The organism is Teichococcus coralli (assembly GCF_009829925.1).
GTDB lineage: Bacteria > Pseudomonadota > Alphaproteobacteria > Acetobacterales > Acetobacteraceae > Pseudoroseomonas > Pseudoroseomonas coralli.
The window spans coordinates 182,994-204,926 of sequence record NZ_SNVJ01000004.1 but is presented as its reverse complement, the minus strand read 5'-3'; the positions used below and the strand labels follow the sequence as shown (position 1 = coordinate 204,926).

Genomic DNA, 21,933 nt, shown 5'->3' with positions numbered 1-21,933 from the left:
TTCTGGGGGCCAGCCTAGCGTCTGTCGGGGCCGGCGGCAGCACCCAATCCGCCCGCCGGAGCCGGAAGGGGTCCCCGATGCCGCCGCATTCAACGGCGAGGCCCAGAGGGAATCCGGGTCCAGCCGCGAGGCTGGCAAAGAGCAGAAGTGGGGGAGAAAGAATTCTCCCCCACACCCCGACTTCTTCCTTCTTCTGCCCGTCCTGGCCGAACGCGCGGGCGCCGGGGCAGCTTCAGCCCCGGCGCCCGCAACCTTTCGCGTGCGAGAGGCGCTCCCTGCCAGGCTGCCGCCGGAAACCGACGGAAAATGATGGGGGCCTGGGGAAGTTCACTCCCCCAGCCATTTTTCGCGGCGGCCCCATGGCCCTCAGACGCCGATGCGCTCCGCCGCGCCACGCAGGAACCCGCCGAGCGCCGCGTGGAACTCGGGCTCGTGCAGCAGGAAGGCGTCATGCCCCTTGTCGGAGGCGATCTCGACAAAGGAGACGTTGGCGGCGGCGGCGTTCAGCGCCCGCACCAGGGCGCGGCTCTCGCTGGTGGGGAACAGCCAGTCCGAGCTGAAGCTGGCGACGAAGAAGCGCGTGCGGGTGCCGCGGAAGGCGGCCGCCAGGTCGCCGCCATGCTCCTCGGCCAGGTCGAAGTAGTCCATGGCGCGGGTGATGGTCAGGTAGGCGTTGGCGTCGAAGCGGCGGACAAAGGTGCTGCCCTGATGGCGGAGGTAGCTTTCCACCTCGAAGACGTCCTCCAGGAAGGTCAGCGCCGAGGCGCCGCGCAGCCGGCGACCGAACTTGCGCGCCAGCGCCTCCTCCGAGAGATAGGTGATGTGCGCGATCATGCGCGCCACCGAGAGTCCCTTGGCCGGCACCAGCCCCGGCTCCTCCCAGTAGCGCCCGCCGCGCCAGTCCGGGTCGGCGTGGATGGCGGCGCGGCCGACCTCGTCGAAGGCGATGTTCTGCGCGCTGTGGTAGCTGGCGGTGGCGATCGGCGCCGCCGCATGGACCATGTCCGGATAGGTGGCGGCCCATTCCAGCACCTGCATGCCGCCCATCGAGCCGCCCACCACGGCGAGCAGCCGGGCGATGCCGAAATGCTCCACCAGCTTGCACTGCGCCCGCACCATGTCGCGGATGGTGATGCTGGGGAAGTCGGTGCCCCAGGGGCGGGTCTCGCCGGTGCTGTCGGTCATCGGCGAGCGCGGGCCGGTGGAGCCCATGCAGCCGCCGAGCACGTTGGCGCAGATGACGAAGAAGCGGTCGGTGTCGATCGGCTTGCCCGGGCCGACGATCGCCTCCCACCAGCCCGGCTTGCCGGTGATCGGGTGCCGCTCGGCCAGGTACTGGTCCCCGGTCAGGGCGTGGCAGACCAGCACGGCGTTGCTGCGGGTGGCGTTCAGCCGGCCATAAGTGCGGTAGGCCACGTCGAGCGGCGCCACCACGGCGCCGCAGTCCAGCGCCAGCCCCTCGGGGAAGCGGACATGCTGGTGCCCGATCTCCGCCGGGAGGTCCGGGGGGAGCTTGGGGGCGGTGGGCACGGTCTGGGGGGGCGTGGCCTCGTTCATCGCGTCCCGATCAATAGGAGCCATGGGCCCGCAGGTCCACCGATTGGCGGGTGGCTTGGCGTAATGGCTGACCCGCTCTATTGCTGGCCTGCCGCCATGCCCGACCAGACCCAACCCGACCTGGCCTCCCTGCGCGTCGAGATCGACCGGATCGACGACGCCCTGCACGACCTGCTGATGCGCCGGGCCGACATCGTGGCGCAGATGGCGGCCAGCCGGGTGAAGGCCGGCGCGCCCAGCTTCCGCCCGGGACGGGAGGCGCAGATCCTGCGCCGCCTGCTGGAGCGCAACCAGGGCGCCCTGGCGCGCGGCACGGTGGTGCGGCTGTGGCGCGAGATCATCGCCTCGTCCCTGGCGCAGCAGGGCGCCTTCAGCGTGGCGGTGCCGGGCGAGGCGGCAGCCGACTCGCCGCTGGTCCGGCTGGCGCGGGCGCATTTCGGCCTGCCCACGCCGCTGAAGCTGCATGCCACCCCCTCCCGCACCCTGGCCAGCGTCGCCGATGGCGAGGCCGCCGTGGCCGTGCTGCCCGCCCCGCAGGAGGGCGATCGCCCCGAGGCCGCCTGGTGGGCGCAGATGGAGCCTTCGCGCCTGCGCGTGGTGCTGGCCCTGCCCTTCCTGGCGCCGAACGGAGCGCCGAACGGGAATGGCGGCGCGCCGGCCTATGCCGTGGCGCCGCTGGCGCCGGAGCCGACCGGGCGCGACCGCAGCCTGCTGCGCCTGGAGCCGGGGCCGGAGCATTCCCGCGCGCGCATCCAGGCCGCCCTCACCGCCGCGGGGCTGACGCCGCGCTGGCTGCTGCGCCAGGAGACGCCCACCCCGATGGCCCTGGCCGAGCTGGACGGCTTCCTCACCGAGCAGGACCCGCGCCTCGCCGCCCTGCCCTTCCCCCGCATGCAGATCCTCGGCGCCTATGCCGAGCCCGAGCCGGAAGAATAACGCCGATGACCGTGCAGCCGCGCCCCTCCATCCTCTCGATCGAGCCCTATGTCGGCGGCGAGTCGAAGATCCCGGGGGTGAACCGGATCATCAAGCTCTCCTCCAACGAGGGCGCCTTCGGCCCGCCGCCGGCGGCGATCGCCGCGATCACCGAGGCGGCGCGCGAGGCCCACCGCTACCCCGATGGCGGCGCCACCGCCCTGCGCGACGCCCTCGGCCGGCGCTGGGGCCTGGACCCGGCCCGCATCGTCTGCGGCAACGGCTCGGACGAGCTGATCTCCCATCTCTGCCTCGCCTATGGCGGCGAGGGGACGGAGATCATCATGTCCGCCTACGGCTTCCTGATGTACGACATCGCCGGCCGCTACGCCGGCAGCCGCGTCATCAAGGTGCCGGAGCGGAACATGCTGGCCGACATCGACGGCATGCTCGCCGCCGCCGGCCCGCGCACCCGCATCGTCTTCCTGGCCAACCCCAACAATCCGACCGGCGCCCTGCTGCCCACCTCCGAGGTGGCGCGCCTGCGCGCCGGCCTGCGCGACGACATCCTGCTGGTGCTGGACAGCGCCTATGCCGAATACGTCACCGAGCCGGACTACGACGCCGGCGCGAAGCTGGTGGACGCCGCCCCCAGCACCATCATGCTGCGCACCTTCAGCAAGATCTTTGGCCTGGGCGGCATGCGCATCGGCTGGGGCTATGGCGCGCCCGGGATCATCGAGACGCTGAACCGCGTGCGCGGCCCCTTCAACGTCGCCGCCGCCTCGCAGGCCGCCGCCACCGCCGCCCTCTCCGAGCCGGGCTGGGTGGAGAAGTGCGTCGCCCATAACGGCGAGTGGCGCACCCGCATGGCGGCGGCGCTGGAGCGGGCCGGGATCAAGGTCTGGCCGAGCCACACCAACTTCCTGCTGGTGGATTTCGCCACCCCCGAGGGCGCCCAGGCCGCCGACGCCAAGCTGAAGTCGCGCGGCCTGATCGTGCGCGCCATGGGCGGCTACGGCCTGCCGGCCTGCCTGCGCATCACCATCGGCACCGCCGAGGAGTGCCAGATGGTGCTCGACGCGCTGCTTCATGGCTGAGCCGGTCTTCAACCGCCTCTGCCTGGTCGGGCTGGGGCTGATCGGCTCCTCCATCGCCCGCGTGGCGCGGGAACGCGGCGACATCGCCCGCACCCTCGTCGCCTGCGACACCGGCGTGGGCGTGGCGGCGCGCGTGAAGCAGCTCGACCTCGCCGACGTGGTGGAGGTGGAGGCCACCCGCGCCGTCGAGGGCTGCGACGGCGTCATCCTCTGCACCCCGGTCGGCACCTTCGGCCGCGTCATGCAGCACATCGCGCCGCATCTGGCCCCCGGCACCGTGCTGAGCGACGTCGGCTCCACCAAGGGCTCGGTGCTGCGCGACCTCCTGCCGCTGCTGCCCGAGGGCGTGCACCTCGTGCCCGGCCACCCGATGGCGGGCACCGAGCATTCCGGGCCCGACGCCGGCTTCGCCAGCCTGTTCCAGGGCCGCTACACCATCCTCACCCCGCCGGAGGGCGCCGACCCGGCGGCGGTGGAAAAGATCGCCGAGCTGTGGCGCCGCGCCGGGGCGATGATCGAGACGATGGACGCAGCCACCCATGACAAGGTGGTGGCCATCGTCTCCCACCTGCCGCACCTGATCGCCTTCACCATCTGCTCGACCGCCGACGACCTGGCGCAGGAAACCCGCGAACAGGTGCTGAAATTCGCCGCCTCCGGGTTCCGCGACTTCACCCGCATCGCCGCCAGCGACGTGGACATGTGGCGCGACGTCTTCCTCAACAACCGCGAGGCGCTGCTGGAGATGCTGGCGCGCTTCTCGGAGGACGCGCACGCGCTCGGGCGCGCGGTGCGCTGGGGGGAGGCGGAGTTCATCGAGGACCGCATCCGCCGGGGCCGCAAGATCCGCCACGGGCTGATCGAGCGGAAGCAGGCCTGAAGCCCCCAGGGAGTGAAGCCCCCAGGGAGTGAAGCCCCCAGGGAGTGAAGCCCCCGCGGGACGCCCTCGCCAGGATGGCAACGCCACCCCGGACCCCGCCATGCTCCACCATTCCTGCGGTTGCGGCAGTTGCGCGCCGGCACCGGCAGCAGGACGCCGCGGCGCCCTGGCGGGTTCGCCCGCGTGGAGCGCGCTTCCGTGAGGGCGGGGCCGGGGGGACACCCTCCCCCGGCGAAAGGGGCACGGGGAGGGCGGCGTCCCTCCCGCCCTTCAGTTCATGAGATGGCCGAAAAGGGAGCGCGCCTGTGGCGTCAGCGTGCCTCCCGCCCTTGTGCAGAGCAGCAGCCGGCGCACCGCCCAGGGCTCTGCCAGCCGGCGGATGGCGAGGCTGCGCCGGTGCCGGCGGGCGGCAACTTCCGGCAGGATGGCCACTCCCGCCCCCGCCGCCACCATGCGGCAGGCGGCGTCGAAACTTGGCGCATGCGTTCTCAGCCGCAACAGCCCTCCGGAGCGCGCCGCCTGCGCCACCAGGTGGACCTGCAATGCGCTCCCCGCGCCAAGCCCCACGAACTCCGCCGCGAGCGCCTCCCCGAGCCGCAGCGCCGGCCCGCTGGCGAGCGGATGCCCGCGCGGCGCCACCAGCACCAGGCGATCGGTGCGGAACGGGTTGCCGAGCAGGTCGGAACGCCCTTCCAGCGCCCAGGCCGCGGCGATCCCAAGCTCGGCCGCGCCGGTCGCCACGGCGTCCAGCACGGCATGGCTCGGCCTCTCCTCCGGCAGCACGTCGATCAGCGGGTTCGCGGCCAGAAAGGCAGGGAGCGCCTCCGGAAGAAACTCGGCGCAGGCGGCGCCATTGGCCGGCAGGCGCACCAGTCCACGAACCCCGCCGGCATGGTCCCTCAGCTCCGCCTCCAGCCGCGCCACCTGCGCCTGCACGGCGCGCGCGTGGTGCAGCAGCGCCAGCCCCGCCGGCGTGGGCCGCACGCCTCGCCGCCCACGCTCCAGCAGCGTCACGCCTGCCCTCGCCTCCAGCGCACGGATGCGCGTGCTGGCCGCCGCCAGCGCCAGGTTCATCCGTGCCGCGCCGGCGGTGATGCTGCCCGCTTCCGCGACGGCCAGGAACAGCCGCAGGTCGGTCAATCCCAGATGCATGGCCTGTGCCTTCGTCCCTGGCGAAGCCGGCCTCGCCGAACGGCGCATTGTGCCCACCCCGCCGGCCCCGGCAAGCTGCGCGCCATGACGAGCGATCCCCTCATGCTGCTGGCCGTGGCCGGCGTGTTCCTTCTGGCGGGGCTGGTGAAGGGGGTGATCGGCCTGGGCCTTCCCAGCATCGCCATCGGGCTGCTCGGCCTGTTCCTGCCGCCCGCCGAGGCGGCGACGCTGCTGGTCCTGCCTTCGCTGCTGACGAACCTGTGGCAGGCTGCCTGGGGCGGTGCGCTGCCCCTGTTGCTGCGCCGGCTGGCGCCGCTGCTGCTAGGCATCCTGGCGGGCGCGGCGGCGGCGGCGCTGGCGGGGCTGGGACTCGGCGCGGGCGGCGTTCAGGCGGCCCGGCAGGCCCTGGGCCTGGCCCTGCTGCTCTACGGCCTGCTTGGCCTGAGCGAGCGGCGCCTCACCCTGCCGCCCCGCGCCGCCGGCTGGGCCGGCGGGGCATGCGGTGCCGCCACCGGCCTCCTGACCGCCGCCACGGGCGTCTTCGTGCTGCCGGCGGTGCCCTACCTGCAGGCGTTGGGGCTGGAGCGCCAGGCGCTGCTGCAAGGCATGGGCCTTTCCTTCAGCGCCTCGACCCTCGCCCTGGCCCTGACGCTGTCCGGCCATGCGGCACTGGGCGCGGCGCAGCTCGGCACCTCGGCCCTCGCCCTTGCACCAACCCTGCTCGGCATGGCGCTTGGCCAGCGGCTGCGCCTGCCACCCCTGCTGTTCCGGAGGGTGTTCTTTCTGTCCCTGCTGCTGCTGGGCGCGCATCTGGCGCTGGCCGCCAGGGGGTGAAAAAAGCCCGGAGGAAGAATTCCCCCGGACCTCCATCCTTTTTCCGCCGATCTGGCGCCCTCAGGCCGCCAGGCGGATGTGGCGGCCTTCCATCGCCTCCACGCGCAGCACGCCGATGATCTGGCCGAGGTTCCCGGCCACCAGGTGCAGCATCTCGACCGGCATGGCGTCGAGCGCGATCTCGGTCCGCAGCAGCGTGCCCTCGCGCTGCGAGCGGACGCGGTCGGGCGTCAGGTCGCGCTTGGCGAAAGGCTCCAGCACACGGGAAAGCAGGCCGGGCGAAGCCTCGGCGACAACGGTGAAGCGGGCGGCCGTCAGAGCAGCGGAGCAATCGGACATCGGAAAAGGTTCCGGATCGAGCGGTTGGCAGAGGCAGCGCGGGGTCATCCCGGCCGCTGCCCCCCGCAGGGCGCTCAGGCGGCCGGGCCGCTAATCATGATCCGGAAGGTCCGAATGCGGTCCATGAACGGAGGATAGGCGCTCCACCGGCCCCAGACAAGCGTCGCCAGAGACAAGCATCGCCAGAGACAAGCCTCTCCGGCGGCTCAGGAGGCGGTGCCGACGGGCGGCGGCGCGGCCGGCGTGAAGACCACCTGCTGCCGGTGCGCCGGAATCTCGATGCCCAGTTCGTCGAAGCGCTGCCGGATGCGCCGGTTCATCTCCCGCTTCACCTCCCAGCGCTTGATCGGCTCGGTCTTGATCCGCACCCGCACCACCGGGCCGTTGGTCTGCAGGCTGTCCACCCCCAGCACCTCCAGCTCGTCCCGGATGGCCTGGCTCCACTTCGCCTCGCTGCGCATCTCCTGGCAGAGCCCCTGCAGCAGCTCGACGACGCGGTCGGTGCTCTCCCGGTAGCTCACCTGCACGTCGAGCAGCGCGAAGGAGAAGTCCCGCGTCATGTTGGTGACGCTGGTGACGGTGCTGAAGGGAATGATGTGCACGCTGCCGTCCAGGTCGCGCAGCTTGATGGAACGGATGGAAAGCTGCTCCACCACCCCCGCCTTGTCGCCCAGAGTGACCACGTCGCCCACCGCCATGGCGTCCTCGAACAGCAGGAAGATGCCCGTGATGACGTCCTGCACCAGCTTCTGCGAGCCGAAGCCGAGGGCCAGGCCGACCACGCCGGCGCCGGCCAGCAGCGGCGCCACGTTCACGCCGATCTGCGTCAGCAGGTTGAAGCCGACAAACAGCAGGATCACCACCAGCAGGCTGGTGCGCAGCATCGGCAGCAGGGTGCGCACGCGGGCGCTGCGCGCCGCCTCGGCATCGCGCGAAAGGCGCTCCAGGTGCCGCCGCAGCGCGGCATTGGCCACCTCCCAGACCACCACGGCGGCCAGCACGGTCAGCGCGAAGGAAATGCCGGAGCCGACCACCCGGCTGCCCAGCTCGCCGGGCGCGAACCAGGCGAAGGAGCTGATGCCCCAGACCTCCAGCAGCACCAGCAGGGTCAGCACCGTCAGCGTGGCCGAGACGCCGCCCTTGAGCAGCGGCAGGTAGTGGTTGGCCCGCGCCTCCAGGCCGGGATAGCGCTGCGCCAGGTCCGGCGCCACGCGGAAGCTCCCGGCCAGCACCCGGCGCAGCCCCACATCCAGGCCCTTGGCGGCGGCCAGCACCAGCAGGGTCAGCAGGCTGGCCCGCAGCAGGCGGGTGAAGCCCTCCTCGATCTGCAGCGCCCAGACCGCCCAGAGCGCCAGCAGGTAGAGGATGGCCAGCACGTGCCAGACCTCGGCCAGCCAGTCGCGGAGGCGGCGCAGCGCGGCGCGCGCGCGGTGCGGCGTGTCGCCGGGCTTCAGCGGGGGTGCCCGCAGGAACCGCGCCACCGGCACCCGGTTCTGCAGCACGATGATGCCGCAGAAGAAGGAGACCACCAGCAGCACCAGCCGCAGGATGGCGTCGTAGGCCCCCCAGGGCAGGCCCAGCAGCAGCCCCGCCTCGGCCATCGCATAGCCGCCGACCAGCACCACGGTGATCCGCTCCAGCCAGAGCGTGACATAGGCGGCCGTCAGGTCGGAGCAGGGCAGCAGCCGCAGCGCGCGCGAGGCCGGCGAGAGCAGCATCCGGCTCAGCGCCATCATCAGGCGGCAGGCCAGGTAGGCGTTGTTCGCCGTCAGCAGCACCAGCTCGGTGGTCGGCAGCGGCCGCACCGCCCCGATCAGCCCGTAGGAAACCAGCCCGAAGGCGGCGACCGGCAGCAGGTCGAGCAGCAGCCGGCCCAGCACCAGCGGCACCCGCCACAGCCAGCGCCAGCCCTGCGCGGCGCGGGGCGCCAGGCGGTCCAGCCGCACCCGCTGCCGGGCCAGGGCGCGCTGCACCACCCATTCGGCCCAGACGCCGAGGCCGAACAGCAGCGCCAGCTTCCAGGAGGCGTCGATCACCCGCGCCTGCGTCACCGGGTCGTGCGCCAGAGAGGAGAACCAGGAGAGCAGGCCCGGCAGGTCGGTGATCGCCTGCGCGGCGGCGACGGCCTGGTCGGACAGCCAGGCGAGGCGCTGCGAGGCGCCGATCAGGATCTGTCCCCCCAGGGTGTTGGGAGCGAGCAGCGGCGCCTCCGGCCTTGCCGGGGCGTCCGCCTCGGCGGGCGCGGCCGCCGGAGCCCCCGCTCCGGGCGCCGCCGGGGCCGGAGCGATCCGCGCCTCGGCCGCCGCCAGCGCCTCCAGGGTGCGGGCCAGCTCGGCGCGGCGCCTCTCGTCCCGCAGCAGGCTGAGCAGGCGCTGCGCCTCCCCCGGCTGCAGGCCAGCGGCGGAAACGGCGGGCGCGGGGCTGGCAGGGGCGGCCGGGGCCTGGGCCAGGGCCGGCAGCGCAATGCCGCAGAGCAGCAGCAGAACGGGCAGAAGGCGCATGGCGGAAGGGCGAAGCCGATACGGCAGAGGAGGTCAAGCCTTGTGATGGAAGCGGCGGCGCGCCGCACCCCGCCCGCCGCCGGTGCTTGCACGGAAGCGAAACGGCGCTATCTGCGGACGATGCAAACCTTCCTCTCCGTCCTGCTCGGCGTCGCCATGCTCGCCACCTTCGGCGTCATGATGGCCGGCGTGCTCGGCGCGGTGCGCGGCGGGGCGGACGGTGCCCGCTCCAACCGGCTGATGCGCTGGCGCATCGGGCTGCAGGCCCTGTCCATCCTGCTGTTCCTGGCGCTGATGCTCAGCTTGGGGCGCTGAACCCCACGGCTTCGTTGCGGCCCTCACCTTGCCTCGGGTGAGGCTGGCGCATAGGCTTCGCGCCGCAACAGCGCCAAGACCGCCCCGCGAGGGGCGGCGGCCTGCCGCTTGCGCTGCCCCTCCCCGGGCGGCGCGGCCCCGGCATGGCCTTCGGAAACCCAGGTAGGAACAGCAGGACACGGCCCGGCGATGAAGCTCCTCGTACCCATCAAGCGGGTGGTCGATTACAACGTGAAGGTCCGCGTCAAGGCGGACGGCACGGGCGTCGAGACGGCGAACGTGAAGATGTCGATGAACCCCTTCGACGAGATTGCCGTCGAGGAAGCGGTGCGGCTGAAGGAGAAGGGCGTGGCGACCGAGATCGTCGCCGTCTCCATCGGCCCGGCGCAGGCGCAGGAGCAGATCCGCACCGCGCTGGCCATGGGCGCCGACCGCGGCATCCTGGTCGAGGCCGAGGGCACCGAGCCGCTCGGCGTCGCCAAGCTGCTGAAGGCGCTGGTCGAGCGCGAGCAGCCCGGCCTCGTCATCATGGGCAAGCAGGCGATCGACGACGACATGAACGCCACCGGCCAGATGCTGGCGGCGCTGCTCGGCTGGAGCCAGGGCACCTTCGCCAGCAAGGTCGAGATGGCCGAGGGCGAGGCGAAGGTGACGCGCGAGGTGGATGGCGGCCTGGAAACGGTCAGCCTGAAGCTGCCGGCCATCGTCACCACCGACCTGCGCCTCAACGAGCCGCGCTACGCCTCGCTGCCCAACATCATGAAGGCGCGCAAGAAGCCGATCGAGGCGCTGAAGCCCGCCGATCTGGGCGTGGACGTCACCCCGCGCCTGACCACGCTCAAGGTCGAGGACCCGCCGAAGCGGCAGGCCGGCGTCAAGGTGGCCTCGGCTGCCGAGCTGGTGGACAAGCTGCGCAACGAAGCGAAGGTGATCTGAGCCATGGCCGTTCTCGTTCTCGCCGACCGCAGCGGCACCACCGTCAGCAACCCGACCCGGTCCGCCTTGGCGGCCGCCGCGCAGATCGATCCCGACGTGCACGTCCTGGTGCTGGGCGACGCCGCGGCCGCGCAGGCCGCCGCCAGGCTGCCCGGCGTCACCAAGGTAATCCAGGCGGACGGCCCGGCCTACGAACATGGCCTGGCCGAGCCGGCCGCCGCCCTGCTGGTGGCGCTGGCGCCGAACTACACGCACCTGCTGGCCCCCGGCAGCGCCATGGGCAAGAACATCATGCCCCGCGTCGCCGCGCTGCTCGACGTGCAGATCCTCTCCGACATCTCCGGCGTCGAGAGCCCCGACACCTTCCGCCGCTTCATCTATGCCGGCAACGCGCTGGCCACGGTGAAGACCGCGGATGCGAAGAAGGTGCTGACCGTCCGCGCCGCCTCCTTCGACCCCGTCCCCGCCGAGGGCGGCAGCGCCGCCGTCGAGCCGGCGCCGGGCGCCGATGACCCGGGCCTCTCCTCCTTCGTCGGCGCGCAGATCGCGCAGAGCGAGCGGCCGGAGCTGACCGCCGCCCGCGTGGTCATCTCCGGCGGCCGCGCGCTCGGCTCGGCGGAGAACTTCGCCATCCTGGACAAGGTGGCCGACAAGCTCGGCGCCGCCGTCGGCGCCTCCCGCGCGGCGGTGGACGCGGGCTACGCGCCGAACGACCACCAGGTCGGCCAGACCGGCAAGATCGTCGCGCCGGAGCTCTACATCGCCGTCGGCATCTCGGGCGCCATCCAGCACCTGGCCGGCATGAAGGACAGCAAGGTGATTGTCGCCATCAACAAGGACGAGGAGGCGCCGATCTTCCAGGTGGCCGACTACGGCCTGGTGGGCGACCTCTTCACCCTGATCCCCGAGCTGGAAAAGGAGCTCGGCTGAGCCATGGCGGCGACGGGCCATTCCCTGGGCATTCCCGAGATTACGTCCGTCGGCGTGATCGGCGCCGGGCAGATGGGCAACGGCATCGCCCATGTGGCGGCGCTGGCCGGGCTGCCCGTCGTGCTGGTGGACGTGAAGGCCGAGGCGCTGGACAAGGCGCTGGCGACCATCCGCAGGAACATGGACCGCCAGCAGGCCAAGGGCGCCCTCACCGCCGAGGCGAAGGAGGCCGCTCTCGGCCGCATCCGCACCGGCACCGAGATGGCCCTGCTCGGCGAGAGCGACATCGTGATCGAGGCGGCGACCGAGCGCGAGGCGCTCAAGCTCGCCATCTTCAAGGCGGCCTGCCCGCTGCTGAAGCCGGCGGCCATCCTCGCCTCCAACACCTCCTCCATTCCGATCACCCGCCTCGCCGCCGCCACCGACCGGCCGGAGCGCGTCATCGGCATGCACTTCATGAACCCGGTGCCGGTCATGAAGCTGGTCGAGGTGATCCGCGGCATCGCCACCGACGAGCCCACCTTCGATGCCGTGCTGGCGCTGGCCGGCCGGCTCGGCAAGGTCACGGCGGTCTCGCAGGACTACCCGGCCTTCATCGTCAACCGCATCCTGATCCCGATGATCAACGAGGCGGTGCAGGCGCTGCAGGAGGGCGTGGGCGACGTCCGCTCGATCGACACCGCCCTGAAGCTCGGCGCCAACCACCCGATGGGGCCGCTGGAACTGGCCGACTTCATCGGGCTCGACACCTGCCTCGCCATCATGCGCGTGCTGCATGAGGGCATGGGCGACAGCAAGTACCGCCCCTCCCCGCTGCTGGTGAAGTATGTCGAGGCCGGCTGGCTCGGCCGCAAGGCGGGACGGGGGTTCTACGACTATTCCCAGGATCCGCCGAAGGCGACGCGCTGACAAGGCAAGCCCCGGGGCAACGCCTCCCAGGCTCCGTGGGAAGGGGTTCCCCCGGAGCCCGGACCACCGAAAGAAAAATCGGGAAGGGAGGGCGCGGCACGCGCCTGCTGCCGAAGCCCTGTCCGCTCGCAGCGGCGGCCAGCCGCATGCGGCCGCCGCTCAGCTCCCCGAGCGCGCCCGCCCGCCGCCTTACAGCAGGCCTTCGCGCCGGAAGCTGAAATACCGGCCATTGCCGACGATCAGATGGTCGTGCACCACCACCGCGAAAAAGGTGGCGGCCTGCTTAATCTCCTGCGTCATCTCCACATCCGCGCGGCTGGGCGTAGGGTCGCCGCTCGGATGGTTGTGCACCAGGATCAGCGCCGTCGCGTGCAGCTCCAGCGCCCGCTTGATCACCTCGCGCGGGTAGACCGGCGTGTGGTTCACCGTGCCCCTGGCCTGCGGCTCGTCGGCGATCAGGCGATTCTTGCTGTCGAGGAAGAGGATGCGGAACTGCTCGATCTTCTCGCGCGAGATGGCGGCGTTCAGGTAGGTGATCAGCCGTTCCCAGTTGTTCAGCACCGGCGCTTCCATCACCTCCGCCTTGGCCAGCCGCAGCGCCGCGGCCTGCACCAGCTTGATGGCGGCGACGCTGTGCGGGCCCAGCCCGCGCGTCTCCAGCAGCACCTTCTGCGGTGCGGCCAGCACGCCGGCGAAGCTGCCGAAGCGGTTGATGAGGGCCTTCGCCAGCGGCTTGGTGTCGCCTTGCTTGAAGGCGAAGAAGAGCAGCATCTCCAGCAGTTCGTAGTCGGCCAGCGCATCCGGGCCACGCTCCAGCAGCTTTTCCCGCATCCGGCCCCGGTGGCCCGAGGGGCCGGTGCTGGCAAAAGGAGCCTGGGCGGCCTCGGGCGGCTCGGGGAGGCAGGCCGGATCGGCGGCCGGCGTCACCGGCGTGGCGCCGGAAAGCGTTTCGAAGTCGGCCCGGAGCGGCCCCTCCGCGAAGCCCGGAGGAGCCGCGGGACGCGCTGGCAAGCCTGGCGACATGGTCTTGGGGGGCGGCGGGTCGGCCTCGGTTTTGCCCCGCGAGTCGAACATCCTGGATAGCCACGCCGCCATGGTACTCGCCCGCCTTGAGCACCACCCTTCTGGTGGCGGCCATTAGCCTTTCATCAATTTCCTGGTTCTTCAAGCGGAATTGATGCGGGCTTGCCTCAGCCGCTGAAGCGAACCTTGGCGTTCTCGCTGCTGTCCGATTTTCCGCTGACCAGCGCCTGCGCGTAGCCATAGGCGTAGCGCAGGTTGGACGAAATGCCGTCCCAGTATTCCGCGCCTTCCACCGTCACCGCGATCAGCGCCACCTCGTCGCTTTCCGGCCCCTGCGGCAGCCAGCTGCGCAGACCTTCGGTCCAGAGTTCCTTCTTCTTGGCCGCCTCGGTCACCACCCGGCCGCGGCCGAAGAGCGAGACGTAGTCCTGGCTCTTGGTGTCGGCATAGCCAAGCAGCACGCGCGAGTCATGCGCCAGCTCGGCGACCTTGGGGCTGTCCTTGCGGGTGAAGAACCAAAGGGTATGGCCATCAGGGTCCGGCTTTTGGGTGCGCATCGGACGGCCGCGCAGGCGGCCCTGCTCGTCAAGGGTGACAAAGGTCGCGGTGGCGATGTCGGCGATCATCTCCCGCACCTTCATCCGCATCTCGTCTTCGTTGCGATCGGTCGGCATGGGTCGCTCCCTGGCTGTCTGCCGGGATGAACCCGCCGCCCCCGCCGGGGTTGCCCGCGCCAGGCGGGGGAAGGAGGCGGGGGAGGGCAGGCTCCCCTCTCCCGGCCCTGCCGTCAGTTGCCGGCGAACAGGTAGGGCGGCATGGGCTGGGTCTTGTCCACCACGCCCTTCACGCCGGGCACCTGCTCGGCGAGCACCTTCAGGGCGCGCTGCACGGAGGGGCTGCGGCTGAAGCCGTGCAGTTCCACGATGCCATCCCGCACGTCCACGAGGGTGTAGAAGGTATCGGCCCAGGGCTCGCGCCTCATCGCCGCCAGCACGGCGCGGCGCACCCGCTCGTCGGGATAGTCGCCGGCCTCGGCCTGTGGTGCCACCAGCACGCGCAGCAGGTCGGCGCGGCTGACCACGCCCCGCAGCTTGCCCTGCTCCACCACCAGCACCCGGCGGATGTTGTGCGCCTCCATCGTCTCGGCGATGGCGCCGACCCCGGTTTCGGGCGCGATGGTGATGACGTCGGTGGTCATCACCTCGGCGGCCGTGGTGCCGTGGCTGCAGGCATAGCGGTCGGCCAGCCGGTTCATGTTGGCGAAAAGCTGGCGCAACAGGCCCATCGGTGGCTTGTCGGCGCCTGCCAGGCGGCGGATCAGGTCCGCCTCGGTGACGATGCCGAGCAGCGCCCCGTTCGGCCCCACCACCGGCGCGGCCGAGATGCCGCGCTCCGCCAGCAGATGGGCAATGGCCAGGAACGGCGTCTCCGGCGGCACGGTGACGACGCCGGGCGTCATGATGTCCTTGGCGGTCAGGATGGCCATGGCTCCGGCTCCTCTTGTGTGCGGCAAGGATGCGCCGTGCCCGAAAGGGCCGCCTTGATCCGGATCAATCAGCCACCGGGCTTTCCTGGCGCACAAAGCGGATGATCACGGCGCCGTGATGCTCTAGGCTGCGGCCATGCGCGCTGCCCTGCTCGGCCTCCTTCTGCTGCTGCCCGGCTGCATCGGCCTCCCCGCCCTGCCGGATATCTCCACCCTCTGGGAGGAGGGTCCGCCTGAAGCGGAACCCGACCCGCCGCAGGCGGGACTGCGGCCGCCGGAGGACACGCCGTCCATCCGGCTCACCTGGGGCGGCAGCCGGGCATTGGCGCTGCTGATCCAGCAGAACGGCGAGAACCGCCTCTGGCGCAGCGCCGGCGGGCTGGCGGTGGCCACCGACGGCGCCCGCATCGTCGCCACGGCCGGGCTGCGGGAATGGATCGCCAGCACCCGCCTCGACGGTCCCGATCCGCTGGACGAGCCGCTGGCGCTGGTTGGCCAGTCCACCACCCTGCGGCGGCAGGTGGACCTCATGCGGAACGACCGCTCCCCCGACAGCATGCGCTTCGGCCTGGCCCTGACCTGCCGCCTGACGGCCCGCGCCGAGGGGCCGGCGATCCTGGTGCTGGAGCGCTGCCGCCGCCGTGGCGACGCAAGCTTCACCAACCGCTACTGGGCCGACCCGCAGACGGGCGGCATCTACCGCTCCGAGCAGTGGGTCGGCGCGGCCGGGATGATGCGGCTGGAGGTGGTCAGCCCCCCCAGCTGAGCCCGGCGCGCCGCACCCGCGCCGCGACATAGGCCAGCCACAGCACCTGCACCGCCAGCGGCGGCAGGATGATCAGCGGCTTCACATCCGGCGCGAGGCGCAGGAACAGCAGGGCCAGCGCCCCATGAAAGGCGGCGAAGCCCCAATGCGCCGCCGCCACCGCGAGGGCCGGCACGCCGCTCCGTTGCGCCATCTGGTAGAGGTGGGTGCGGTGCGGCGCGCTCAGCGCCTCCCCCATCACGGCGCGGCGCAGCAGGGTGAAGCCGGTGTCGAAGAGCAGCGCGAACAGCAGCAGCGGAACCAGCAGAAACGAAAGCTGCGCCACGTCGAGCCGTGCCGCCGCCACCCCGAGCACGGCCAGCATGAAGCCCAGGAACTGGCTGCCGACATCCCCCATGAAGATGCGGGCCGGGCTCAGGTTGAAGGGCAGAAAGCCAAGGATGCCGGCGCCCAGGATCAGGCAGGCGGCGTAGATGAACCAGCCGCCCTGCAGCTCCGCCACGGCGCCGAGGCCGACGCAGGCGATCAGCACCGTGCCGCCGATCAACCCGTCCAGCCCATCCATGAAGTTCACCGCGTTGGTGCAGGCGACGATCCAGAACACCGTCAGCACCGCCCCGAGCGGGCCCAGTTCGAGAATGCCGTACCAGGGCAGCGCCAGGCGATCCACCACCAGGCCGCTTCCCACCGCCACCAGGGCGGCGAGGGCCTGCGCGCTCAGCTTCACCACGAAGCGGAAGTCGCGGACATCGTCCAGCAGCGCCACCACCGCGATCGCCACCGCCGCCAGAATGACGCCGATGAAGCGCCGATCCGCCATGCGCGCGAAATCGGCCACCTGGTAGAGCACCAGCATGCCCAGGATGAAGGCGCAAACAATGCCGACACCGCCGCCCTTGGGGGTGGGACGGCTGTGCGCCTTGCGGTGGTCGGGGTGGTCGAGGATGGGAAAGGCGATCATCAGCCGCACCAGCACGGCGGAAAGCACCGCCAGCCCGGCCGCGAAGGTCAGGTGCTGCAGAAAGGCGTGGAAGGTCATCGAACAAAGCCCAGGCAAAGGGATCGAGGGAGCTTCGCCCCCTCAAGCTCCCCCACCAGGAAACCGGGTTTCCCGGGCCTTCCCTGCGGGAAGCGCAGAAGCCCGGGAAGGGCTCCTGCCGGGGGTGTCCAGAGGGGGGCAGCCCCCCTTGGAGGCGCTATGTCACCCGCGCCTCCTCCAGGCTGGCATAGATGTCGCCGGAATTCGCGGAAGCGGGCAGCGCCTCCAGCCAGCGCGCCATGGTGCCGGCATGCACGGGGCTCTCCAGCGCGAAGCGCATCTCCTCGCCCAGGCAGGCGTTGAAGCTGTAGTCGCCCAGGGCCTCCAGCGCGTCGATGCAGTCGAGCGCGACCTGCCGCTGGAGGGTGGTGAACTCGAAGGACAGGCTGCGCACCGGCTTCCCCAGGCCGGCCAGCGCGGCCGCCTCGAAACCCTCGATGTCGAGCTTGATGAAGGCCGGCTGGCCATGCTCCTCGATCAGCGCGTCCAGCGTGGTGACGGCCGCGGCGATGGCGCCATCCCAGACCTGCCCTTCCCATCCCGGCGCCTTTTCCGCCGCCGCCATGAAGGCCTTCGAAGCGGTGGCGACAGTGGGGTTGGCGCTGTTCAGGTGCAGCCGGCCCTGGCCCTGCTGGCTGCCGATCAGGCTGCCGAGAAGGGTCACCTGCGCATCCCGCCCGAACAGCCGCTGCAGGACGCGGCCCAGCCGCGGTTGCGGCTCCACCGCCACCACCCGTGCGCCAAGCCGGCGCAGGCTGGCGGTGCGGTCGCCGACATGGGCACCGATGTCGAAGGCCAGCTCCCCTGGCGCCACGAAGCGGCCCAGGAAGGCATCCAGCTTCTCCGCCCGCCCGGGCGCGTAGTAGGTGCGCAGCGAGCGGCCGATGGCACGCGCGTTCGGGGCGAGGCTGGTCATGGGCGGAACACCAGCGCGGCGCCGCCCGCCAGCTCCGGCGGCACCATCAGGCCTTCCGGCGCCTCGCGCAGCGGCAGGCCGGCAAGCAGCCGGCGCACGGCGGCATTGCCGTCCTCCGTCCGCACCGTGAAGCCCGCCAGGAAAGGCAGGGCGGGCGCGACGACGCCGGGCAGCACCTCGCCGAGCGCCTCCGGCGGCAGGATGCGCACCCGCCCGCGCGGCAGGGGCAGCGCATAGCCGCCCACCGGGTCGGGCTCCAGCGGATGCCCGGTCAGGCGCGACAGCGCGGCGGCGGTGGCGGCCGGCTCCGGCGCCGCCAGCACCACGCTCTCCAGCGCCACGGCGCGGTTCGGGTGCTCCATCCAGCGCTCCTGCCAGAGCAGCTCCGGCGTGTGGTGCTGGATCAGTTGCAGCCGCCCCTCCGGCGCGTCCGGCAGCGGAAGGCGCGAGAAGCGGGCGCGCGGCCCGTCCGGCGCATCCACCGGCCGCTCCAGATGCGCCACGCCGGGGATCTCCAGCCCCGCACGGCGCAGCCGGGCCAGCTCGGCCTCGGCATCCGCGATGCCGAAGGCGACGATGTGCATCCCGGCGTAGCGGCCGAGGAAGCCGGCCAGCCCGTTGTCGAACCGCTCCGGCTCCAAGATGGCGAGCAGCTCCAGGTAGCCCTCGCGCAGCATGGCGCAGCGGTTGCCGGTGGCCAGCATCTCCACCGGCGCGCCCGGCGCCCGCCGCCCGGACTGGCGGGCCACGGGGGTCAGCCGGAAGCCCAGCCGCTCATAGGCCGCCCAGAGCCCCGCCCCATCCTGCGTGCCGAGCCCGACATGGTCGAGGCTGGTGGCGCCGCTCACGGCTGCTGCTCGTATTTCGGCAGGCGCCACTCCGCGGGCTCCGCCGCCGCCTCCTCGTACCAGCGCTGCACCAGCGGATGCGCGCGCACCGCCTCCACATAGGCCCGGCTGCGCTCGGAGATCTCCGGTTCCCAGGTCAGGAAGCGGAACGCGACCGGCGCGAACATCGCGTCCGCCGCACCGAATTCCGTGCCGAACAGGAAAGGACCGCCCGAGGCCAGCAGCGCCTCGCGCCAGATCGCCTCGATGCGGGCGATGTCGGCCAGCGCCTCCGCGGTGCGCCCCTGGCCGGGGAAGCGGTTCAGGAGGGTCATCGGCATGGCCATGCGCAGGCCGCGGAAGCCGGCATGCATCTCCGCCGCGATGCTGCGCGCATGCGCCCGCACCGCCGGGTCCGCCGGCCAGAGGGCGGGCGCGATCTCGGCGCAGTACTCGATGATCGCCAGGCTCTCCCAGATGCGGGCGCCGCGATGCTCCAGGTAGGGCACCGTGCCGGAAGGCGTGGCTTCCTTGACCGCCGCGGTGGCGCCGCCGGCCAGCGGGATCACCACCTCCTCCACCTCCAGCCCGGCCAGGCGCACGGCCAGCCAGCCGCGCAGCGACCAGGAGGAATACATCTTGGTTCCGATGAAAAGGCGACCCTCGGCCATCGGCGCTTCTCCTTCCGCTTCGGCCGGAGGAGGCGCCGCCCCCTCCGGAACCGTCCTCATCCCAGCGGCACGCCCTTCGACGTGCTGTACTCGAAATGCAGCGCCTCGCCCGGGAAGATGCGGGGGTGGATGGCATGCGCCGCCATCGCCGCCTCCGAGAAGCCCTGCAGGATCAGCTTCAGCTTGCCGGGGTAGGTGGCGATGTCGCCAATGGCATGGACGCCCGGGATGTTGGTCGCGCAGGTGGCGGGCTCCACCGTCACATGGCTGCGCTCCAGCCCCAGGCCCCATTCGGCGATCGGGCCGAGTTCCATGGAGAGGCCGAAGAAGGCCAGCAGGTGGTCGGCCGGCACCGCCTTCTCCTCGCCCTTCAGCGTCGCCAGCACCACGTGGTCCAGCTCGCCCTGGCCGCCGCGCAGCCCGTGCAGCTGGTAGGGGATGGCCAGCTCGATCTCGCCGCGCCCGGCGGCGGCCTCCATCTGCGCCACGCTTTCCGGCGCGGCGCGGAACTTCGGGCGGCGATGCACCACCGTCACCCGCGCCGCGATGTCCTTCAGGCTGAGCGCCCAGTCCACCGCCGAATCGCCGCCGCCGGCGATCACCACCCGCTTGTTCCGGAACTCCTCCCGCCGCGCCACCATGTAGCGCACCGCCCCGGTCGCCTCGAAGGCGGCCAGGTCGTTCAGCGGCGGGCGGTTGGGGCCGAAGGCGCCGGCCCCGGCGGCCAGGATCACCGCCCTGACGCGCACGATCTCGTTCTTGCTGGTGCGCAGCTCGAACAGGCCGCCATCCTTCTCCTGCAGCGCCTCCACCCGTCGGCCGAGCAGGTAGACCGGCGCAAACGGCGCCGCCTGCGCCTCCAGCCGCTCGATCAGCTCGCCGCCGGCGATCGCCGGATGGGCGGGGATGTCGTAGATCGGCTTCTCCGGATAAAGCGCGGCGCACTGCCCGCCGATTGCCTCCAGCGTGTCGATCACCACGCATTTCATCCGCAGCATGCCGCATTCGAACACCGCGAACAGGCCGGTGGGGCCGGCGCCGATGACGGCGACGTCAGCCTCCACCGCGACATGCGCCGTCCCCGGAGAATGATGGGGGGCATGATCCGGGGAATGGTCGAGCATGGGGAACAGTACCTCCGCGTCCGGCTGCCGTGCATAGAGGCTTTGGCCCATGACGGCAAAGGGGCGCCCGCCGCCCCTTCCCCGGCGGCGCGGCTCAGGGCCAGCCGACGCCGCCGGTTTCCCCATAGATCTGGCCCGTGGTGTAGCTGGAGGTGGCCGCCGCCAGCTCCACATAGACCGAGGCGAGTTCCACCGGCTGGCCGGGGCGCCCCATGGGCGTCTGTTCGCCGAAATGCTTCAGCCCCTCGGCGGTCTGCCCGCCGCCGACCTGCAGCGGCGTCCAGAACGGGCCCGGCGCCACGCCGTTCACGCGGATGCCCTGCCCGATCACCTGCTTGGCGAGGCCGCGCACGAAGATCGCGATGGCTGCCTTGGTGCAGGCGTAGTCGAGGATGGACTCGGAGGGCCGCTGGGCGTTGATCGAGCTGGTGCAGACGATCGCCGCGCCCGCCGGCATGTGCGGCAGCGCCGCCTTCACGATCCAGAACATGGCATAGACGTTGGTCTTCATGGTCTGGTCGAGCTGCTCGGTGGAGATGTCCAGGATGGACTTCTGCGCGTGCTGGTAGGCCGCGTTGCTGACCAGGATGTCGAGCCCGCCGAGCTGCCGCGCCGCCTGCTCCACCAGGCTCTTGCAGAAGCTCTCCTCGCGGATGTCGCCGGGGATCAGCACCGCCTTGCGCCCGGCCTTGCGGATGAGGTCCGCGACATCCTGCGCATCCGGCTCCTCGGAAGGGTAATAGTTGATGGTGACGTCCGCGCCCTCGCGCGCATAGGCAATGGCTGCCGCCCGGCCGATGCCGGAGTCGCCGCCGGTGATCAGCGCCTTGCGGCCGGTGAGCCGGCCCGATCCCTTGTAGCTCTGCTCGCCGCAATCCGGCACCGGCGTCATCTTCGACTGCAGCGCCGGCCAGGGTTGCGACTGCATCTCGAAGGGCGGCTTGGGGAAGCGGTCCTGCGGGTTGGACAGCACCGGCGCCGCGCCGATCTGGCCCGGCACCGCCTGCGCCACGGCCGGAGCGGCGACCATGGAGGCGATCCCTGAAGCGATTCCCCCGGCGGCCATGCCGCGGAAGACGTCGCGGCGGGAGGGGGAGGTGTCGTCGGTCATGGCGTCATGCCTCTCGATTGGAGTGTCCCGACCTGAACAGCGGCGGCGGCCAACGGTTCAGCGCCGCCCGCCCGCCCAACGCAGCCTTGAAAGCCCCGCCGGCCCGGAGGCAGATTGGCCCGCACCCATGCCCGAGACGCTGCACCTCCTCCTGCCCGACCTCGCCGCCACCGAGGCGCTTGCCGCGCGCGCCGCCGCCTTGGTGCGCCCGGGCGACGCCATCCTGCTGGAGGGGCCGCTTGGCGCCGGGAAATCCGCCTTCTGCCGCGCCTTTCTGCGCGCCGCCGCCCGCAACCCGGCGCTGGAAGTGCCCTCCCCCAGCTTCACCCTGGTGCAGGGCTACGACCTGCCGCGCGGCCCGGCGCATCATTTCGACCTTTACCGCCTCGCCGGGCCGGAGGAGCTGGAGGAGCTGGGCTGGGAGGAAGCGCGCGAGGGCATCGTGCTGGTGGAATGGCCGGACCGGCTGGGCTGGCTGGCCCCGCCCGACGCGCTGCGCCTGGCCCTCCGCCCCGACCCGGCGGGCGAGGCGCGCCACGCCATGCTGCGGGGCTGGGATGCGCGCCTCGCGGCCCTGGCCGGACTTTGACGCGGCCCGCGCA

23 protein-coding genes are annotated in these 21,933 nt (G+C 71.9%); 10 read left to right on the top strand and 13 right to left on the bottom strand.

The features are described 5' to 3' along the window. Positions 1-366: 366 nt before the first annotated feature. Positions 367-1,581 carry a homoserine O-acetyltransferase MetX gene (gene metX / locus E0493_RS06600; protein ID WP_408888553.1) on the bottom strand — a complete coding sequence of 405 codons (1,215 nt, stop codon included), beginning with the start codon at positions 1,579-1,581 and terminating at the stop codon, positions 367-369. Positions 1,582-1,620: 39 nt separating this feature from the next. On the opposite strand from metX, the gene E0493_RS06595 reads away from it, so the two are divergent. From E0493_RS06595 to E0493_RS06585, 3 genes are read left to right on the top strand one after another with little or no spacing between them, the layout of a single operon-like run. Beyond that, complete coding sequence (locus E0493_RS06595; protein WP_160936134.1) at positions 1,621-2,493, top strand: chorismate mutase; 873 nt, start codon at positions 1,621-1,623, stop codon at positions 2,491-2,493. A gap of 5 nt (positions 2,494-2,498) precedes the next feature. Beyond that, a complete protein-coding gene (gene hisC / locus E0493_RS06590) occupies positions 2,499-3,572 on the top strand; it encodes a histidinol-phosphate transaminase (RefSeq protein ID WP_160936133.1) in 1,074 nt (357 codons plus the stop codon). Continuing rightward, positions 3,565-4,452, top strand: coding sequence for a prephenate/arogenate dehydrogenase family protein (locus tag E0493_RS06585; protein WP_160936132.1), 888 nt, complete (start codon positions 3,565-3,567; stop codon positions 4,450-4,452). The genes hisC and E0493_RS06585 overlap by 8 nt, the downstream gene beginning before the upstream one ends. A 270-nt stretch (positions 4,453-4,722) precedes the next feature. On the opposite strand, the gene E0493_RS06580 is transcribed toward E0493_RS06585, so the two are convergent. After that, the gene (locus E0493_RS06580; protein WP_160936131.1) at positions 4,723-5,604 is read right to left on the bottom strand and encodes a LysR family transcriptional regulator; all 882 of its coding nucleotides are present in this window, start codon (positions 5,602-5,604) and stop codon (positions 4,723-4,725) included. Positions 5,605-5,688: 84 nt separating this feature from the next. Here E0493_RS06580 and E0493_RS06575 point away from each other — a divergent pair, with 84 nt between their 5' ends. Further along, the gene (locus E0493_RS06575; protein WP_160936130.1) at positions 5,689-6,438 is read left to right on the top strand and encodes a TSUP family transporter; all 750 of its coding nucleotides are present in this window, start codon (positions 5,689-5,691) and stop codon (positions 6,436-6,438) included. Positions 6,439-6,498: 60 nt separating this feature from the next. Here the strand turns inward: E0493_RS06575 and E0493_RS06570 are convergent, their stop codons facing one another. Both E0493_RS06570 and E0493_RS06565 read right to left on the bottom strand, forming a co-directional pair. Beyond that, positions 6,499-6,777, bottom strand: coding sequence for a hypothetical protein (locus E0493_RS06570; protein WP_160936129.1), 279 nt, complete (start codon positions 6,775-6,777; stop codon positions 6,499-6,501). A gap of 206 nt (positions 6,778-6,983) precedes the next feature. Further along, positions 6,984-9,278 (bottom strand): mechanosensitive ion channel family protein, encoded by a 2,295-nt coding sequence (locus E0493_RS06565; protein WP_160936128.1) that lies wholly within the window; start codon positions 9,276-9,278, stop codon positions 6,984-6,986. A 120-nt stretch (positions 9,279-9,398) separates the two neighbouring features. On the opposite strand from E0493_RS06565, the gene E0493_RS06560 reads away from it, so the two are divergent. The 4 genes from E0493_RS06560 (at position 9,399) to E0493_RS06545 (ending at position 12,368) form a co-directional block, all read left to right on the top strand. Then, positions 9,399-9,593 (top strand): twin transmembrane helix small protein, encoded by a 195-nt coding sequence (locus tag E0493_RS06560; RefSeq protein WP_160936127.1) that lies wholly within the window; start codon positions 9,399-9,401, stop codon positions 9,591-9,593. Between the two features lie 189 nt (positions 9,594-9,782). Next, a complete protein-coding gene (locus tag E0493_RS06555) occupies positions 9,783-10,529 on the top strand; it encodes an electron transfer flavoprotein subunit beta/FixA family protein (RefSeq protein WP_160936126.1) in 747 nt (248 codons plus the stop codon). Positions 10,530-10,532: 3 nt separating this feature from the next. Continuing rightward, the gene (locus tag E0493_RS06550; protein ID WP_160936125.1) at positions 10,533-11,459 is read left to right on the top strand and encodes an electron transfer flavoprotein subunit alpha/FixB family protein; all 927 of its coding nucleotides are present in this window, start codon (positions 10,533-10,535) and stop codon (positions 11,457-11,459) included. A gap of 3 nt (positions 11,460-11,462) precedes the next feature. Further along, a complete protein-coding gene (locus E0493_RS06545) occupies positions 11,463-12,368 on the top strand; it encodes a 3-hydroxybutyryl-CoA dehydrogenase (RefSeq protein ID WP_160936124.1) in 906 nt (301 codons plus the stop codon). 189 nt (positions 12,369-12,557) lie between these two features. Here E0493_RS06545 and radC read toward each other — a convergent pair whose 3' ends face one another. The 3 genes from radC to E0493_RS06530 form a co-directional block, all read right to left on the bottom strand. Next, positions 12,558-13,442: a RadC family protein gene (gene radC / locus E0493_RS06540; RefSeq protein WP_235913619.1), complete on the bottom strand. Its 885-nt coding sequence runs from the start codon at positions 13,440-13,442 to the stop codon at positions 12,558-12,560. A 116-nt stretch (positions 13,443-13,558) separates the two neighbouring features. Next, the gene (locus tag E0493_RS06535) at positions 13,559-14,065 is read right to left on the bottom strand and encodes a pyridoxamine 5'-phosphate oxidase family protein (protein WP_160936123.1); all 507 of its coding nucleotides are present in this window, start codon (positions 14,063-14,065) and stop codon (positions 13,559-13,561) included. 113 nt (positions 14,066-14,178) lie between these two features. Further along, positions 14,179-14,877 (bottom strand): CBS domain-containing protein, encoded by a 699-nt coding sequence (locus E0493_RS06530; protein WP_235913618.1) that lies wholly within the window; start codon positions 14,875-14,877, stop codon positions 14,179-14,181. A gap of 136 nt (positions 14,878-15,013) precedes the next feature. Between E0493_RS06530 and E0493_RS06525 the strand changes: the two genes are divergently transcribed. Next, positions 15,014-15,643, top strand: coding sequence for a YjbF family lipoprotein (locus tag E0493_RS06525; RefSeq protein ID WP_160936122.1), 630 nt, complete (start codon positions 15,014-15,016; stop codon positions 15,641-15,643). On the opposite strand, the gene E0493_RS06520 is transcribed toward E0493_RS06525, so the two are convergent. The 6 genes from E0493_RS06520 to E0493_RS06495 form a co-directional block, all read right to left on the bottom strand. Beyond that, positions 15,627-16,682 carry a glycosyltransferase family 4 protein gene (locus E0493_RS06520; RefSeq protein WP_160936121.1) on the bottom strand — a complete coding sequence of 352 codons (1,056 nt, stop codon included), beginning with the start codon at positions 16,680-16,682 and terminating at the stop codon, positions 15,627-15,629. The genes E0493_RS06525 and E0493_RS06520 overlap by 17 nt on opposite strands. Positions 16,683-16,839: 157 nt before the next feature. Next, positions 16,840-17,598 carry an FkbM family methyltransferase gene (locus tag E0493_RS06515; protein ID WP_160936120.1) on the bottom strand — a complete coding sequence of 253 codons (759 nt, stop codon included), beginning with the start codon at positions 17,596-17,598 and terminating at the stop codon, positions 16,840-16,842. Further along, positions 17,595-18,446 (bottom strand): VOC family protein, encoded by an 852-nt coding sequence (locus E0493_RS06510; protein WP_160936119.1) that lies wholly within the window; start codon positions 18,444-18,446, stop codon positions 17,595-17,597. Before E0493_RS06510 ends, E0493_RS06515 begins: the two co-directional genes overlap by 4 nt. Continuing rightward, the gene (locus E0493_RS06505; protein ID WP_160936118.1) at positions 18,443-19,096 is read right to left on the bottom strand and encodes a glutathione S-transferase family protein; all 654 of its coding nucleotides are present in this window, start codon (positions 19,094-19,096) and stop codon (positions 18,443-18,445) included. Before E0493_RS06505 ends, E0493_RS06510 begins: the two co-directional genes overlap by 4 nt. A 56-nt stretch (positions 19,097-19,152) precedes the next feature. Continuing rightward, on the bottom strand, positions 19,153-20,220 hold the full coding sequence (locus E0493_RS06500) for an NAD(P)/FAD-dependent oxidoreductase (protein ID WP_160936117.1): 1,068 nt from the start codon (positions 20,218-20,220) through the stop codon (positions 19,153-19,155). A gap of 94 nt (positions 20,221-20,314) precedes the next feature. Then, positions 20,315-21,331, bottom strand: coding sequence for an SDR family oxidoreductase (locus E0493_RS06495; RefSeq protein ID WP_160936116.1), 1,017 nt, complete (start codon positions 21,329-21,331; stop codon positions 20,315-20,317). A gap of 127 nt (positions 21,332-21,458) precedes the next feature. On the opposite strand from E0493_RS06495, the gene tsaE reads away from it, so the two are divergent. Next, entirely contained in the window at positions 21,459-21,920 is a 462-nt protein-coding gene (gene tsaE, locus E0493_RS06490; RefSeq protein WP_160936115.1) for a tRNA (adenosine(37)-N6)-threonylcarbamoyltransferase complex ATPase subunit type 1 TsaE, read from the top strand. The last annotated feature ends 13 nt before the right edge of the window (positions 21,921-21,933 follow it).